A 13,453-nucleotide genomic window follows, 5' to 3' on the forward strand; every position below is an offset into this window, starting at 1 on the left:
TCTTTTGATCTTGTTTTTTATAAACCAACGTCAAAAGATCGCAGCCTGCGGCAGCTCCTACACGGAGAGGGTGGGAGTGGTTCATGCGTGTGTTGAAAATAGGCCTCGTGCTGATGTTCTGGCTGTTCGCCGTCAGCGCGCGGGCCGAGTTGACGTTCCCGGCGCTGAGCGGACGTGTGGTCGATCAGGCGCAGATGCTCGATCCGTCAGTGAGCGCGCAACTGAGCCAGCAATTGCAGGCTCACGAGCAGGCGACCGGCGAGCAATTGGTCGTCGTGACCGTGCCGGATCTGCAGGGGACCACCATCGAAGATTTCGGTGTGCAGCTCGGTCGGCACTGGGGCATCGGCCAGAAAGACAAGAACAACGGCGCCTTGCTGATCGTCGCCCGTGACGAGCGCAAGCTGCGCATCGAAGTCGGTTATGGCTTGGAGGATCGCCTCACCGATGCGCAGTCTTCGGTGATCATTCACCAGGTCATCACCCCGGCGTTCAAGGCCGGCAACTTCAGCAAGGGCATCAGCGACGGCGTCGGAGCCATGCTGGTGGTGCTTGGCGGCAATCCGCTGGACGAGCCGTCGACCGTGTATGAATCCAGCGGCGATCCTGCTGATGACTTCATGTCGCGGCATCCGACTTTGTTCGTGTTTTTAGTCATGCTGTTCATCCTGACGGTGTTTGTCTGCCAGATGCTCGGTATCCTGCCCACCGGTCGTGGCGGCTCCGGGGGAGGCGGCGGCTTTGGCGGTGGTGGCTTTGGCGGCGGCGGAGGCGGTGGCGGCTTCAGCGGTGGTGGCGGCAGTTTCGGGGGCGGCGGTTCGTCCGGCGGCTGGTAACGATAGAAGAACAATGAGCAGGCATTTTTCAACATGGCATTACTGACTGAACACGAACAGCGCAAAGTCGCCGAAGCGATTGCTCGGGTCGAGCGCGACACCGACGCCGAGCTGGTGACTGTCCTCGCCGCCCGCGCCGACGACTACGCGTACATCCCGCTGCTGTGGGCCAGCCTGCTGGCGCTGATGGTGCCGGGCATCGTTCATTACCTGACGGGATGGCTGACCATGCACAGCCTGTTGTTGGTGCAATGGATCAGCTTCATTGTGTTGTGCCTGTTGTTCCGGCTGCCAAAAATCACCACTCATCTGGTGCCGCGCCGCGTGCGGCACTGGCGCGCTTCAAACCTGGCGCGGCGGCAGTTTCTGGAGCAGAACCTGCACCACACCGTGGGCGGTACCGGCATGCTGATTTTTGTCTGTGAGGCTGAGCGCTATGTGGAGATTCTGGTGGATGAGGGCATCTCGCGGCGTCTGGAGAACAAGAACTGGGATGCAATCGTCGCGGCGTTCACCGAGCAGGTCCGGCAGGGGCGCACGCTGGAGGGGTTTGTCACGTGTATCGAGGCGTGTGGGGAGTTGCTGAAAGTGCACGTGCCGGTGACACAAGTGAGGAATGAGTTGCCGAATCGGTTGGCGATGTTGGGCTGAAAAGCCCCTCACCCCAGCCCTCTCCCGGAGGGAGAGGGAGCCGACCGCGGTGTCTAGCGCCCGATATCGACCTGAAAAACCGCGTCGATTTGCGAGTCGTTGTGATGATGCTTCATACCTGAGTTCGACTCGGTATTTCAGGTCGGTGCAACTCGATGGAACAACGCGTTCGGCCCCCTCTCCCTCCGGGAGAGGGTTGGGGTGAGGGTGCGTCTGTTAACCGTTGGGTCGATTTGCGAGTCGTTGTAATGATGCTTCATACCTGAGTTCGACTCGGTATTTCAGGTCGGTGCAACTCGATGGAACAACGCGGTCGGCCCCCCTCCCTCCGGGAGAGGGTTGGGGTGAGGGTGCGTCTGTTAACCGTTGGGTAAATAAGCACGTGTCCCCAACCCCCATCCCCCCTAAAATACCCGCCATTCCCGATTTCGCCCGCCCGAGGCCGCTTTTTCATGTCCGTTACCGCCCCATCCGCGCCGTCCGCAAAGGCTGCGCCCGACCATCACGCCCAGTTCATCGAGCTGCTGCAAACCAGCCTCGACGACAATGGCTTCATCAAACTGGTGCTGGCCAAATACGTCGGTGAAGAGGCGGATTTGCAGCGGGTCATCATCAAAGCGGTGACGGTCAAAGCGCAGCCGTGCCTGTCTTTCGTCTACCGCTACAAAACCCGCGATATCACCAAGAACCTGCCGCTCAGCGAGGGCGTGGCGACGATCGCAGCACTGTTGCCTGCCGCGTTCAAAAATGCGCATTTGCTTGCCGTCACCGATGAAGTCCAGCTTGAATACAGCAAAAAGGGCAAATCTTCGCTGTTCAAGAGCAAGCCTCAGCAATTGCGCGAAGCGCCGTCGGCGGAGCACAACCGCGAGAAAAACCGTTTTCTCGAATTGAGCCGACCGTTCCTCAAGGATCTGGGCGTGACCAACGCGCAACACGAGCTGATCCCGGCGATGTCGCGCAAGTGGAAGCAGATCAACAAATTCATCGAAGTCTTCAGCCATGCCCTGACTTCCTCGCCCCTGGCGCTGAACAAACCGGTGCGCGTCGCTGATTTCGGTTCGGGCAAGGGCTATCTGACGTTCGCCATTCACGATTACCTGCGCAACACCCTGAAAGCCGACGGTGAAGTCACCGGTGTCGAGTTGCGTGAGGAAATGGTCACCCTGTGCAACGCCGCCGCTGCGAAGCTCGAGCATCCGGGTCTGGTGTTCAAGTGCGGTGACGTGCGCACCGTCGCGCCGAGCGAACTGGACGTGATGATCGCCCTGCATGCCTGCGATATCGCTACCGATTACGCAATCCACACCGGCATTCGCTCGGGCGCGTCGATCATCATGTGTTCGCCGTGCTGCCACAAACAGATTCGCCTGCAGATCCAGAGCCCGGCGCTGCTCAAGCCAATGTTGCAATACGGTCTGCACCTCGGTCAGCAGGCCGAAATGGTCACCGACAGCTTGCGTGCGTTGTTCCTCGAGGCCTGTGGCTACGAAACCAAGGTCTTCGAATTCATTTCGCTGGAACACACCAACAAGAACAAGATGATTCTCGCGGTGAAACGCGCCGAACCGGTCGATCCGACGCAGTTGTTGGCAAAGATCGAAGAGCTCAAGGCCTTCTACCACATCAGCGAACACTGCCTGGAAACACTGCTGCGCGCTGACGGTTTCCTTGCCTGATAGCCTGAAATACACCCCTGTAGGAGCTGCCGAAGGCTGCGATCTTTTGATTCTGGTTATTTAAATGCAAGATCAAAAGATCGCAGCCTTCGGCGGCTCCTACATTTATCGCGATCGAGCGTAGTAAGCCTGGAATTACCGCAACCCTTGGATACGGTCTACCTTGAATACTCCCAGACCTTCCCCCGAGGAGTTTTCCCATGGCCGCGAAAAAGATCCTGATGCTGGTCGGCGATTACGTCGAAGACTATGAAGTGATGGTGCCGTTCCAGGCCCTGCAGATGGTCGGACACACGGTCCACGCCGTGTGCCCGGACAAGTCCGCCGGCAGCACCGTGCGCACGGCGATTCATGATTTTGAAGGTGATCAGACCTACAGCGAAAAACCCGGTCACCTGTTCGCGCTCAATTTCGACTTCTCCAAGGCCAGCGAAGCCGATTACGACGCGCTGCTGATTCCCGGCGGTCGAGCGCCGGAATACCTGCGACTGGACGACAAAGTCCTCGAACTGGTGCGCGCGTTCGACAACGCCGGCAAGCCCATCGCAGCGGTCTGCCATGGTGCGCAACTGCTCGCGGCGGCGGGCGTGCTCGAGGGGCGTGAGTGCAGCGCGTATCCGGCCTGCGCCCCTGAAGTACGTCTGGCGGGCGGCACCTACATCGACATTCCGGTGACCGACGGCCATGTTCAGGGCAATCTGGCCAGCGCTCCGGCGTGGCCGGCGCATCCGAAATGGCTGGCCGGTTTCCTCGGTCTGCTCGGTACGAAAATCACCTTGTAGTCGAGGCAGGCGACAGATCGCAGACGCTGGTCTTTACTCTGAAGCGCGAAATCTTTCAATCGCCCCAAGGAGAAACAGACATGTCCGGATGGTACGAAGTGAGCAAAAGCAGCAACGGCCAATTCAGGTTCGTGTTGAAAGCGGCGAATGCAGAAACGATTCTGACCAGCGAGCTCTACAGCACCCGCGCCGGCGCCGACGGTGGCATCGCCTCGGTGCAGGTCAACAGCCCGCTGGACGAGCGTTACGAGAAAAAATCGACCAAGGATGGCCACCCCTATTTCAATCTCAAGGCGGCCAATCACCAGGTCATCGGCAGCAGCGAGTCGTATTCATCAGATGGCGCGTGCGACAAGGGCATCGCCAGCGTGAAGACCAACGGCCCGACGAAAACCATCAAGGACAAGACCCTGCCTGTCCTCTGAGGCCACTACATTCCACAGGTGCAATGCATTCAACTGTGGGAGCTGGCTTGCCAGCGATGGCGACGGCATCTGCAACATCAATGTCGACTGGTTCACCGCTATCGCTGGCAAGCCAGCTCCCACAGGGATTTGGGATTGAAAGAAGATTGTTGGTTCGCCGTAAAACTCTGTGGGAGCCTGCTCGCGAAGGCGTCAGCCCGACCAATATCAAACCTCGACCGGCACCGACAGTTTCGGACTGCCCAGCGCGTGGCTCTTGGCATCGAAAAAACGTAACTCGACCGCCGTGCCCTCGAACACCTTCGCGTAATGGCGCTTCTGATGCTGAACGAACGCGGCACTGCGCGGATAAATCGAGATGGCCACGGTTTTCGGTTGCGCCAGGCGCAGGGCGCGAACGATGTGTGCGTCCTGCTCTCCCAGCGCCTGGCCGAAGATACACAGACTGTCGCCATGTCCGAGCAACTGCTCGTAACAGAACGACAGATAGTCCGAGCTGCGGATGGTCTTGAGCTTGTCGGCGCTCGGCCCTTCGGTGACGAACAACGGCACATCGTCGAGCGTCTTGAGGGTGTTGTTGATGGCGAAACTGCCGAGCAACGTCCCCTCGGTCGAGGTCAACTTGCGCGCGGTGCCGTCCTGATTGCGCACCAGGTGCAGGCCGCCGTGCAGGTACAGCAAGCGAGGCTTGTCGGTGTGGCTGTCGCACAGATCGAAGCTGGCATTCGGGCCATTGAACAGGTCGTCGATGGCGTCGCTGTGGTGCTGCAGCGCCCAATAGTTGAGCAGGTCGTAATTGGTGGTGAATACCGTGCGATAGCGCGCCAGCTCTTCATTGAGCGTCGTCAGCGTTGAAGCCTTGATCAGCCGCCACGGGATGTGCACCGCGTGCACCGTGTTGATCAGCGCTTCCTTGATCGCGTAATAGCGGTTGCGCGGCGCCGCCGAGCTGACGGCCAGGGCCTTGTTGACCCGACTCGTAGTCTTCAGCGCACCGAGCACCTGCTCGAAGCTGCGCGTCTGCATCGCGTCGAACACGGCCAGCTCCGACGCACTTAACGGTTTTTCTTCGACGGTGCGGGCATTTTCAAACAGCGAGTCGTAGCCGAAGTCGTCCCACACCGCGCGGCTGGCGCCATTGCCGACCAGCAAACCGTTGAATTCGGTCGCGGCGCGCAGGCTGTTCCAGTCTTCGAGGGTGGCGTCGACATCCAGAAAATCGGTCATTGCGCAGGTGTCTCAAAACAAAGGGCGGATGGACGGCAACTTTATCACGTGCGGGCATTGAGCCAGATCAACATCGTCCGTGACTGATCGGTCGATCCTTTGTACACCCGCCGGATCGGCGTCGATTCGGCCCCAGTCAAGGAGAGGCACGATGAGCAGCACGTTTTTCATTCCGGCGGTCAACATCATGGGCAATGGCTGCCTCGACGAAGCCATGGACGCGATCCGTAACTATGGTTTTCGCAAGGCGTTGATCGTCACGGATACAGGGCTGGCCAAGGCGGGCGTGGCGGCGATGATCGCCGAGAAACTGGCGATGCAGGACATCGATTCAGTGATCTTCGACGGCGCCAGACCGAACCCGAGCATCGCCAACGTCGAGTCTGGCCTGGGACTGCTCAAGGAACATCACTGTGATTTTGTCGTGTCGCTCGGCGGCGGTTCACCCCACGACTGCGCCAAGGGGATTGCCTTGTGCGCGACCAACGGTGGGCAGATCGGCGACTATGAAGGTGTCGATCAGTCGAGCAAACCGCAATTGCCGCTGATTGCCATCAACACCACCGCTGGCACCGCCAGTGAGATGACCCGGTTCTGCATCATCACCGACGAATCGCGTCACGTGAAAATGGCCATCGTCGACCGCAACGTCACGCCGCTGCTGTCGGTCAATGACCCGCAACTGATGGTCGCGATGCCCAAAGGCCTGACCGCCGCCACCGGCATGGACGCGCTGACCCACGCCATCGAAGCCTATGTGTCGACGGCCGCCAATCCGATCACCGATGCCTGCGCGTTGAAGGCGATGAGCCTCATCAGCAGCCATCTGCGTCTGGTGGTGCGCGATGGCGCCGACCTCGCCGCCCGGGAAAACATGGCCTACGCGCAATTTCTCGCCGGCATGGCATTCAACAATGCGTCGCTCGGCTATGTGCATGCGATGGCCCATCAACTTGGCGGTTTCTACGATCTGCCCCATGGTGTTTGCAACGCCGTGTTGCTGCCGCATGTGCAGACCTTCAATGCGCTGGTGTGCGCCGAGCGGCTCACCGATGTCGCCCACGCGATGGGCGCGGACGTTCGTGGTTTCAGCCCGGAAGAGGGCGCGCAAGCGGCGATCAATGCGATTCGTTGTCTGGCCAAAGACGTCGAGATTCCCGGCGGCTTGCGCGAGCTGGGTGCCAAGCTCAGCGACATCCCGGTACTTGCCGGCAATGCCTTGAAAGATGCTTGTGGACTGACCAATCCACGGGCGGCGGACCAGCGCCAGATCGAAGAGATTTTCCGCAGCGCGTTTTGAGACGGGCACACCACGAACGAACGGCGTTATCCTCGCCGTTCGTTCGCGTCACTACCGCCGAGTCTTCCATGCTGCAAAAAAGCCTGATACGCCGCCTCGACCTGATCACCTTGCAACTGTTCGTCGCCGTCCACGAAGAAGGCACGCTGACCCGTGCGGCTGCGCGCGAAGCCATCGCGGTATCGGCAGCGAGCAAGCGCCTGATGGAACTGGAGGAGGCGCTGGGCATTGCGCTGTTCGTGCGTCAGGCCAAAGGCATGATCCTCACGCCGGCCGGAGAAACGCTGCTGCACCACGCCCGGCAGATGCTTTTCAATGTCGAGAAGATGGGCCTGGAACTGGGTGAGCACAGCCACGGCGTGCGCGGTTATGTGCGCATGCTGGCCAATCTGTCGGCGATTATTCAGTTTCTGCCGGAAGACTTGCGCGATTTCTCGGCGCAGCATCCGCAGGTCAAGACCGATCTTGAAGAACGCCCCAGTGCCGGCGTGATTCAGGGGGTGCTTGATGGCGTGGCAGATCTGGGCATCTGCTCTGACGACAGCGACACCAAAGGGCTGTGCAGCGTGTTGTATCGGCAGGACAAGCTGGTGGTGGTAATGCTGGCGGAGCATCCGCTGGCAGCGCGCGAGTCGGTGGCCTTCAGCGAAACCCTCGACAGTGACTACGTCGGTTTGCACGCGGCGAGTTCAATCAACATGCGCACCCATGCGGCGGCGCGTCAGGCTGGCAAAGTTCTGCGCATTCGCATTCATGTGCCGGGGTTCGACGCGGTGTGCCGGATGGTTCAGGCGAACATGGGCATCGGGATTCTGCCGCAGCGTGCCTATGAGTTGTTCGGCCAGGCGTTGGGGTTGCGGGCGGTGTCGCTGACGGATGGCTGGGCGAATCGTGCGCTGATTGTGGTGGCGCGCGATGAGGCGGGGTTGTCGCCGGTGAGCCGGATGTTGTTTGAGCATTTGCGCGGGCAAGGCGCCTGAATCTCTATTGAACGAGCCGGCCTCTTCGCGGGCAAGCCCGCTCCCACAGTTTCCCGCGAGGATGCAAATTGTGCAGCTGACTTTGAACCCTGTGGGAGCGGGCTTGCCCGCGAAGGCGGCGCCGAATTCACCACGGAATCACAGCGGAGCATTCGCATTTCGCGAACGCCCATTGCCGAGAGACGGCTGGATTCGTCGATCACCGTTCCTCTAGCCTTGGCTGCAAATTCCAAGAACAAGAGGTACCCCACGATGACTGCCCCTTTGAGTGCGATCAAAGTGATCGAGATCGGCACGCTGATCGCCGCGCCGTTTGCCGCACGCATGCTCGCCGAGTTCGGCGCCGAGGTGATCAAGATCGAAGCCATGGGCCAAGGCGACCCGCTGCGCAAATGGCGCAAGCTGCACGAAGGCACTTCGCTGTGGTGGTACCTGCAATCGCGCAACAAGAAATCCTTAGCGCTCAATCTCAAATCCGCTGAAGGCATCGAACTGGTCAAGCAACTGGCCGGCGACGCCGATGTGATCATCGAAAACCTGCGTCCCGGTGCGCTGGAAAAACTCGGTCTGGGCTGGGATGTGTTGCATGCCTTGAATCCTGACCTGACCCTGGTGCGTATCTCCGGCTACGGCCAGACCGGCCCGTACCGCGACCGTCCCGGTTTCGGTGCGATTGGCGAGGCCATGGGCGGCATCCGCTACACCACGGGTAATCCCGACTCGCCACCGGCGCGGGTTGGCGTCAGTCTCGGCGATTCGTTGGCCTCGTTGCATGCGGTGATCGGTGCGCTGATGTCGCTCTTGCGAGTCAAGACCGGGCAGGGCGGTGGACAAATCGTCGATGTCTCACTGGCGGAAAGCGTCTTCAACGTCATGGAAAGCCTCGTCCCGGAATACGACATGCTTGGCCATGTCCGCGAACGCAGCGGCGGCGCCTTGCCGGGTATCGCGCCCTCCAATACTTACCTCACCGCCGACGGCGCCTATGTGGTGATCGCCGGCAACAGCGACCCGATCTACAAGCGCCTGATGCACACCATCGGCCGCGCTGATCTGGCCGACGCAGAGGAATTCGCCCATAACGACGGCCGCGCGGCGAAGAGCGGATTACTCGATGCGGCGATCACGCACTGGACCAGCAGCTTGCCGATCAACGAAGTACTGGCCGCTCTCGAAGCCGCTGAAGTGCCGGCCGGGCGCATTTACTCGGTGGCTGACATCGTCGCCGATCCGCATTATCAGGCGCGGGACATGCTGCTCAATGCCGAGTTGCCCGGCGGCGCAACGGTGAAAATGCCCGGCATCGTTCCCAAGCTTTCGGAGACCCCGGGCGGAGTGAACTGGTCCGGGCCGAAACTGGGCCAGCACACCGACGTTATTCTGGCCAGTCTTGGCCTGACAGAACTCGACATCGAACGCCTGAAAGGCCAAGGGGTGGTGCAATGATCACTGACTATTCACACAAACTCATCGTCCAGGAAGTGTCGCCGCGCGACGGCTTGCAGATCGAGCCGACGTGGGTCGAAACCACTGACAAGATCGCCTTGATCAATCAACTGTCGCAGGCCGGATTCAGCCGCATCGAGGCCGGCTCGTTCGTCTCGCCCAAAGCCATCCCGGCGCTGCGTGACGGTGAGCAGGTGTTCAACGGCATTCAGCGTCAGCCGGGGGTGATTTACGTGGCGTTGATCCCCAACCTCAAAGGCGCCCAGCGGGCATTGGCGGCGAATGCCGATGAACTGAATCTGGTGATGTCCGCCAGCCAGACGCACAACATGGCCAATATGCGCATGCGTTGCGAGGATTCGCTCGCGGCGTTCGGTGACATCGTTGCGTTTGTCAGCGGTTCGGGCGTGCGCCTGAACGGCAGTATCGCCACCACGTTCGGGTGCCCGTTCGAAGGCCGGATCGATGAGGATCGCGTGCTGCAAATCGTCGACGCCTATCAAGAACTCGGCATTCAGGGCATCAGCCTCGCCGACACCACGGGCATGGCCAATCCGCGTCAGGTCGATCGCCTGGTGCTGCGCGTTTTGCAGCGGGTTTCGCCGGCCGATCTGACCCTGCATTTCCACAATACTCGCGGCCTTGGGCTGTGCAATGTGCTGGCAGCTTACGAGGCCGGTGCCCGGCGCTTCGATGCGGCGCTCGGTGGCCTCGGTGGCTGCCCGTTTGCGCCGGGGGCGTCGGGCAATATTTGCACGGAAGACCTGGTGAATCTGTGCGAGGAAGTCGGGATTCCCACCGGCATCGACTTGCCGCTGCTGCTGAAACTTTCGCGCGGTTTGCCAGATCTGCTTGGTCACGAAGTCCCCGGCCAACTGGCCAAGGCCGGACGCAATTGCGATCTGCATCCGATGCCGACCTGAGACACACCAGCACCCCTGTGGGAGCGGGCTTGCCCGCGATGAGGGCAGCAAATTCAACGAAAGCGTTGGCTGAACTGACGCCATCGCTGGCAAGCCAGCTCCCACACAAAGGCGCTCCACAGTGAACGTCATCACCAGACAACAAAAACAATCGGACGCCCTCGGTAGTCCGCCTGGAGAAAACCTATGAGCCTCAATGTAATGGAGGCGGGCGTTAACCCGTCCGTTGATCACGACGCCGAAAAAGCCCTGGTCAGCAAAGTCGCCTGGCGTCTGATGCCGCTGATCATGGTCTGCTACCTGTTCGCCTTTTTCGATCGCATCAATATCAGTTTTGCCAAATTCCAGTTGCAGACTGACCTGAGCCTGAGCGACACCGCTTACGGTCTGGGCGCCGGGCTGTTCGTGGTCGGTTACGTACTGTTCGAAGTGCCGAGCAACATGATGCTGTACAAGGTCGGCGCGCGGCGCTGGATTGCGCGGATCATGATGTCGTGGGGCGTGGCGACGGCGGCGATGGTCTTCGTCAACAGCGAATGGCAATTCTATGCGCTGCGCTTTGTCATCGGCGCGATGGAAGCCGGGTTTGCCCCGGGCGTGTTGTATTACCTGACCTTGTGGTTCCCGCAGCACTTCCGTGGCCGCATTACATCGATGCTGTTTCTCGCATCGGCGTTCGCCGGCCTGGTCGGCGCGCCGTTCTCCGGGCTAGTGCTGCAACATCTTGACGGCGTATTGGAAATGCGCGGCTGGCACTGGCTGTTTTTGCTCGGTGGCGTACCGTGCATCGCTCTGGGTTTCCTGGTACTGACGCAACTCAAAGACCGCATCGAGGATGCGCACTGGCTGACCCCGGACGAGAAGAAATTGCTCTCCAGCCGCATCGCCCAGCATGAGCCGCACAAAAGCGGCGGCTCATTGCTCGCGGCGCTGAAAATTCCCGGTTTCCTGACGTTGGGATTGATCTACTTCCTGATTCAGGTCGCGTCCTACGGCCTGAATTTCTGGGCCCCGCAACTGATCCGCAGCGCCGGTACCGAAAGTCCCGTCATGATCGGTCTGCTGACCGCCATACCCTACATATGCGGCGCGATCAGCATGGTGGTGATCGGGCGCTTGTCAGACGCCACCGGTGAACGGCGCAAATTCGTCGCCGGGCTGGTGATCGTCGGCGCGATCGGCTTCTTCAGCGCGGGGATCTTCGCCAGCCACACGACGTTCCTGATCGTCGCGCTCGGACTGCTTGGCGCCGGCATCATCGCTTCGATCCCGAGCTTCTGGACCCTGCCACCGAAGTTACTTGCAGGCGCCGGTGCCGGCGCGGCAGGCGGAATCGCGGTGATCAATACCCTGGGGCAATTTGGCGGGATCGTCAGCCCGGTCATGGTCGGGCGCATCAAGGACCTCACCGGCAGCACCACTCCGGCGCTATACGTGATCGGCGTCGCCGCGCTGATCGCCGCAGCGCTGCTGCTGTGGGGCTTGCCACAGAAGTTGCGAACTCTCGACAAGTATTGAGCTTGGCGGCGCCTGCGATGACGCTTTCGCAAGCAGGCTCGCTCCCACATCTGGAATGCGCTTTCCTATGGGAACGAGCCTGCTCGCGAATTCCGCCTTCAGACATTTGAGCAGATTTGCGGGCCAGATCTGTTGAATCGCTCGATTCGGAAGGGGATAGTGCGCGGCTGGAAATATCATCAAGGAGCGGGAAGTGACAATGAAGTCCATATGGCTCGGCGCTGCAGCGCTTTGCGGGTGGTTGATTGCTGGGCCGGCGTGGGCTGATTGCACGCCGCCCGTGGTCAGCGGGGAAGCGGATTTTTCTGTGTGCAAGGATTGGCCGGCTTATCCGCAACTCACGATCACTGCGCTATCAACCTTCGTGCCGGATCCGGTCAATGGCCACGGCAGCAGAGTGGGCTCATACGATTTGAATTTGGCCGTAGTGACGGCTGGTACCGCCAAACCGTTGGCGACCTATGATCAGCCGTCGATGTTTCTTTCCGATGCCATCGCGCTGGAAAGCCTGGAGCTGGATACGGCGCGTTATAGACTCGCTCCCGACATCCGTGCATTCGGCGTACGCGCCCATTTCAAGGGCTCCTCACGCGTCAATCCGCTGGATGAGACCTTGCTTTCGCTTTATGTGAGGGAGGGCGGCAAACTGCGTCCGGTGCTGGATCGCTTGCTGGTCTACAGCTTCAGTGGCGAATGGGATGGCGATTGTGCAGGAGAGCGATCGGAGACGGTGCGCACGCTTGAGATGGGCAAAACCAGTTCCCATGGTTACGCGGATATCATTGTTCGCTCAGTCACCAGTAGCCTGTCCGGCGTGGGGCCACGCGAAACCTGCGAGTCGAAGACCAGCCACGAAAAGCCAGTGCTGACCACGCTGCGCTACGACGGCAAAACTTACGTTTTGCCGCGAGGTTTCAAAGGCGTTTGACCGGTGTCACTGCCACGAATTTTTCAAGGAAGAACCATGAATCTGCGTCTCAAGAGTTTTATTGTCCTCAGCTCGTTCGCGCTTACGGCGCAAGTTCATGCCGCTTGCGACGTGAACAAATTCAACGGCGAGACCCTCTCGCGCTGCAAAGCCTGGCCTGCGTTCAACAGTCAATCAATCGCAGCGAAGGCTACCTTCGTCCCGGATTCAGCGGGCGCTGAGGACGGCGTGTTCGACCTGCAGCTTTCAGTTATCAACTCTGCGACGGGCAATGCGTTCGCCAGTTATGCCAAACCCGGCGCTTACAACTCCGATGCGATCAGCTTCGATGACCTGATCATCGATACGGCGCGGTACCGCTTGGCGGCAGATGTCCGTGCATTCGGGCTGCGATCCAGATTCATGAGCCATGGTTCCAGAGCGAATCCGTACTCGAAAACCGACTTGGCGCTGTATGTTCGTGAGGGCAGCCGCTTGCGCCCAGTGCTGGAAGGTCTGGTGGTGCGCAAGGATTTCGGTGAAGGTACCGGGGAGTGCGAGACCAAAGACACTCGGATCCGCAGAACCATCGATATCGGCCCATCCAGCCACGGCGGTTTTGCCGATCTGATCGTAAGTTCCAGCGGTTCGGTGATGAAGTCTTTCAAGTCAGGTAAACAATGCGTTTCTACAACCACCCAGTTGAAGAATACTCAAGTCATCCTCACCTACGACGGCCAGCAATACACCGTTCCCGAAGACCTCAGAGGTTATTGAAC

The 13,453-nt window shown here is 60.0% G+C and carries 13 protein-coding genes; 12 read left to right on the forward strand and 1 reads right to left on the reverse strand.

Annotated features, from left to right (window positions below; genetic code table 11):
• Positions 1-83 precede the first annotated feature (83 nt).
• From EL257_RS06665 to EL257_RS06685, 5 genes are all read left to right on the forward strand, one after another.
• The gene (locus EL257_RS06665) at positions 84-836 is read left to right on the forward strand and encodes a TPM domain-containing protein (RefSeq protein ID WP_126360908.1); all 753 of its coding nucleotides are present in this window, start codon (positions 84-86) and stop codon (positions 834-836) included.
• 33 nt (positions 837-869) lie between these two features.
• The gene (locus tag EL257_RS06670; RefSeq protein WP_126360910.1) at positions 870-1,487 is read left to right on the forward strand and encodes a TPM domain-containing protein; all 618 of its coding nucleotides are present in this window, start codon (positions 870-872) and stop codon (positions 1,485-1,487) included.
• Positions 1,488-1,939: 452 nt separating this feature from the next.
• Positions 1,940-3,166: a class I SAM-dependent methyltransferase gene (locus EL257_RS06675; RefSeq protein ID WP_126360912.1), complete on the forward strand. Its 1,227-nt coding sequence runs from the start codon at positions 1,940-1,942 to the stop codon at positions 3,164-3,166.
• Between the two features lie 200 nt (positions 3,167-3,366).
• Positions 3,367-3,948 (forward strand): DJ-1/PfpI family protein, encoded by a 582-nt coding sequence (locus tag EL257_RS06680; protein ID WP_126360914.1) that lies wholly within the window; start codon positions 3,367-3,369, stop codon positions 3,946-3,948.
• Positions 3,949-4,028: 80 nt separating this feature from the next.
• Positions 4,029-4,373 (forward strand): YegP family protein, encoded by a 345-nt coding sequence (locus EL257_RS06685; protein WP_126360916.1) that lies wholly within the window; start codon positions 4,029-4,031, stop codon positions 4,371-4,373.
• Between the two features lie 207 nt (positions 4,374-4,580).
• Here EL257_RS06685 and EL257_RS06690 read toward each other — a convergent pair whose 3' ends face one another.
• A complete protein-coding gene (locus EL257_RS06690; protein ID WP_126360917.1) occupies positions 4,581-5,600 on the reverse strand; it encodes a DUF4917 family protein in 1,020 nt (339 codons plus the stop codon).
• Between the two features lie 151 nt (positions 5,601-5,751).
• On the opposite strand from EL257_RS06690, the gene yiaY reads away from it, so the two are divergent.
• From yiaY to EL257_RS06730, 7 genes are all read left to right on the forward strand, one after another.
• The gene (gene yiaY / locus EL257_RS06695; RefSeq protein WP_126360919.1) at positions 5,752-6,900 is read left to right on the forward strand and encodes an L-threonine dehydrogenase; all 1,149 of its coding nucleotides are present in this window, start codon (positions 5,752-5,754) and stop codon (positions 6,898-6,900) included.
• 68 nt (positions 6,901-6,968) lie between these two features.
• Complete coding sequence (locus EL257_RS06700; RefSeq protein ID WP_126360921.1) at positions 6,969-7,880, forward strand: LysR family transcriptional regulator; 912 nt, start codon at positions 6,969-6,971, stop codon at positions 7,878-7,880.
• Positions 7,881-8,132: 252 nt separating this feature from the next.
• On the forward strand, positions 8,133-9,326 hold the full coding sequence (locus EL257_RS06705) for a CaiB/BaiF CoA transferase family protein (RefSeq protein ID WP_126360923.1): 1,194 nt from the start codon (positions 8,133-8,135) through the stop codon (positions 9,324-9,326).
• Complete coding sequence (locus tag EL257_RS06710; protein ID WP_126360925.1) at positions 9,323-10,249, forward strand: hydroxymethylglutaryl-CoA lyase; 927 nt, start codon at positions 9,323-9,325, stop codon at positions 10,247-10,249. Before EL257_RS06705 ends, EL257_RS06710 begins: the two co-directional genes overlap by 4 nt.
• 186 nt (positions 10,250-10,435) lie before the next feature.
• Positions 10,436-11,767, forward strand: coding sequence for an MFS transporter (locus EL257_RS06720; protein WP_126360927.1), 1,332 nt, complete (start codon positions 10,436-10,438; stop codon positions 11,765-11,767).
• Positions 11,768-11,960: 193 nt separating this feature from the next.
• Positions 11,961-12,695: a hypothetical protein gene (locus tag EL257_RS06725; protein ID WP_126360930.1), complete on the forward strand. Its 735-nt coding sequence runs from the start codon at positions 11,961-11,963 to the stop codon at positions 12,693-12,695.
• Between the two features lie 36 nt (positions 12,696-12,731).
• Positions 12,732-13,451 (forward strand): hypothetical protein, encoded by a 720-nt coding sequence (locus tag EL257_RS06730; RefSeq protein WP_126360932.1) that lies wholly within the window; start codon positions 12,732-12,734, stop codon positions 13,449-13,451.
• The last annotated feature ends 2 nt before the right edge of the window (positions 13,452-13,453 follow it).

This window comes from Pseudomonas fluorescens (assembly GCF_900636825.1).
Taxonomy (GTDB): Bacteria; Pseudomonadota; Gammaproteobacteria; order Pseudomonadales; family Pseudomonadaceae; genus Aquipseudomonas; species Aquipseudomonas fluorescens_BG.

Bases quoted from the DNA above. Each gene is read 5' to 3' on its own strand.
- EL257_RS06690 (WP_126360917.1), bottom strand. From the start codon at position 5,600: ATGACCGATTTTCTGGATGTCGACGCCACCCTCGAAGACTGGAACAGC.
- EL257_RS06730 (WP_126360932.1), top strand. From the start codon at position 12,732: ATGAATCTGCGTCTCAAGAGTTTTATTGTCCTCAGCTCGTTCGCGCTT.
- EL257_RS06700 (WP_126360921.1), top strand. From the start codon at position 6,969: ATGCTGCAAAAAAGCCTGATACGCCGCCTCGACCTGATCACCTTGCAA.
- EL257_RS06675 (WP_126360912.1), top strand. From the start codon at position 1,940: ATGTCCGTTACCGCCCCATCCGCGCCGTCCGCAAAGGCTGCGCCCGAC.
- EL257_RS06720 (WP_126360927.1), top strand. From the start codon at position 10,436: ATGAGCCTCAATGTAATGGAGGCGGGCGTTAACCCGTCCGTTGATCAC.
- EL257_RS06670 (WP_126360910.1), top strand. From the start codon at position 870: ATGGCATTACTGACTGAACACGAACAGCGCAAAGTCGCCGAAGCGATT.
- EL257_RS06685 (WP_126360916.1), top strand. From the start codon at position 4,029: ATGTCCGGATGGTACGAAGTGAGCAAAAGCAGCAACGGCCAATTCAGG.
- EL257_RS06665 (WP_126360908.1), top strand. From the start codon at position 84: ATGCGTGTGTTGAAAATAGGCCTCGTGCTGATGTTCTGGCTGTTCGCC.
- EL257_RS06705 (WP_126360923.1), top strand. From the start codon at position 8,133: ATGACTGCCCCTTTGAGTGCGATCAAAGTGATCGAGATCGGCACGCTG.
- yiaY (WP_126360919.1), top strand. From the start codon at position 5,752: ATGAGCAGCACGTTTTTCATTCCGGCGGTCAACATCATGGGCAATGGC.
- EL257_RS06710 (WP_126360925.1), top strand. From the start codon at position 9,323: ATGATCACTGACTATTCACACAAACTCATCGTCCAGGAAGTGTCGCCG.
- EL257_RS06680 (WP_126360914.1), top strand. From the start codon at position 3,367: ATGGCCGCGAAAAAGATCCTGATGCTGGTCGGCGATTACGTCGAAGAC.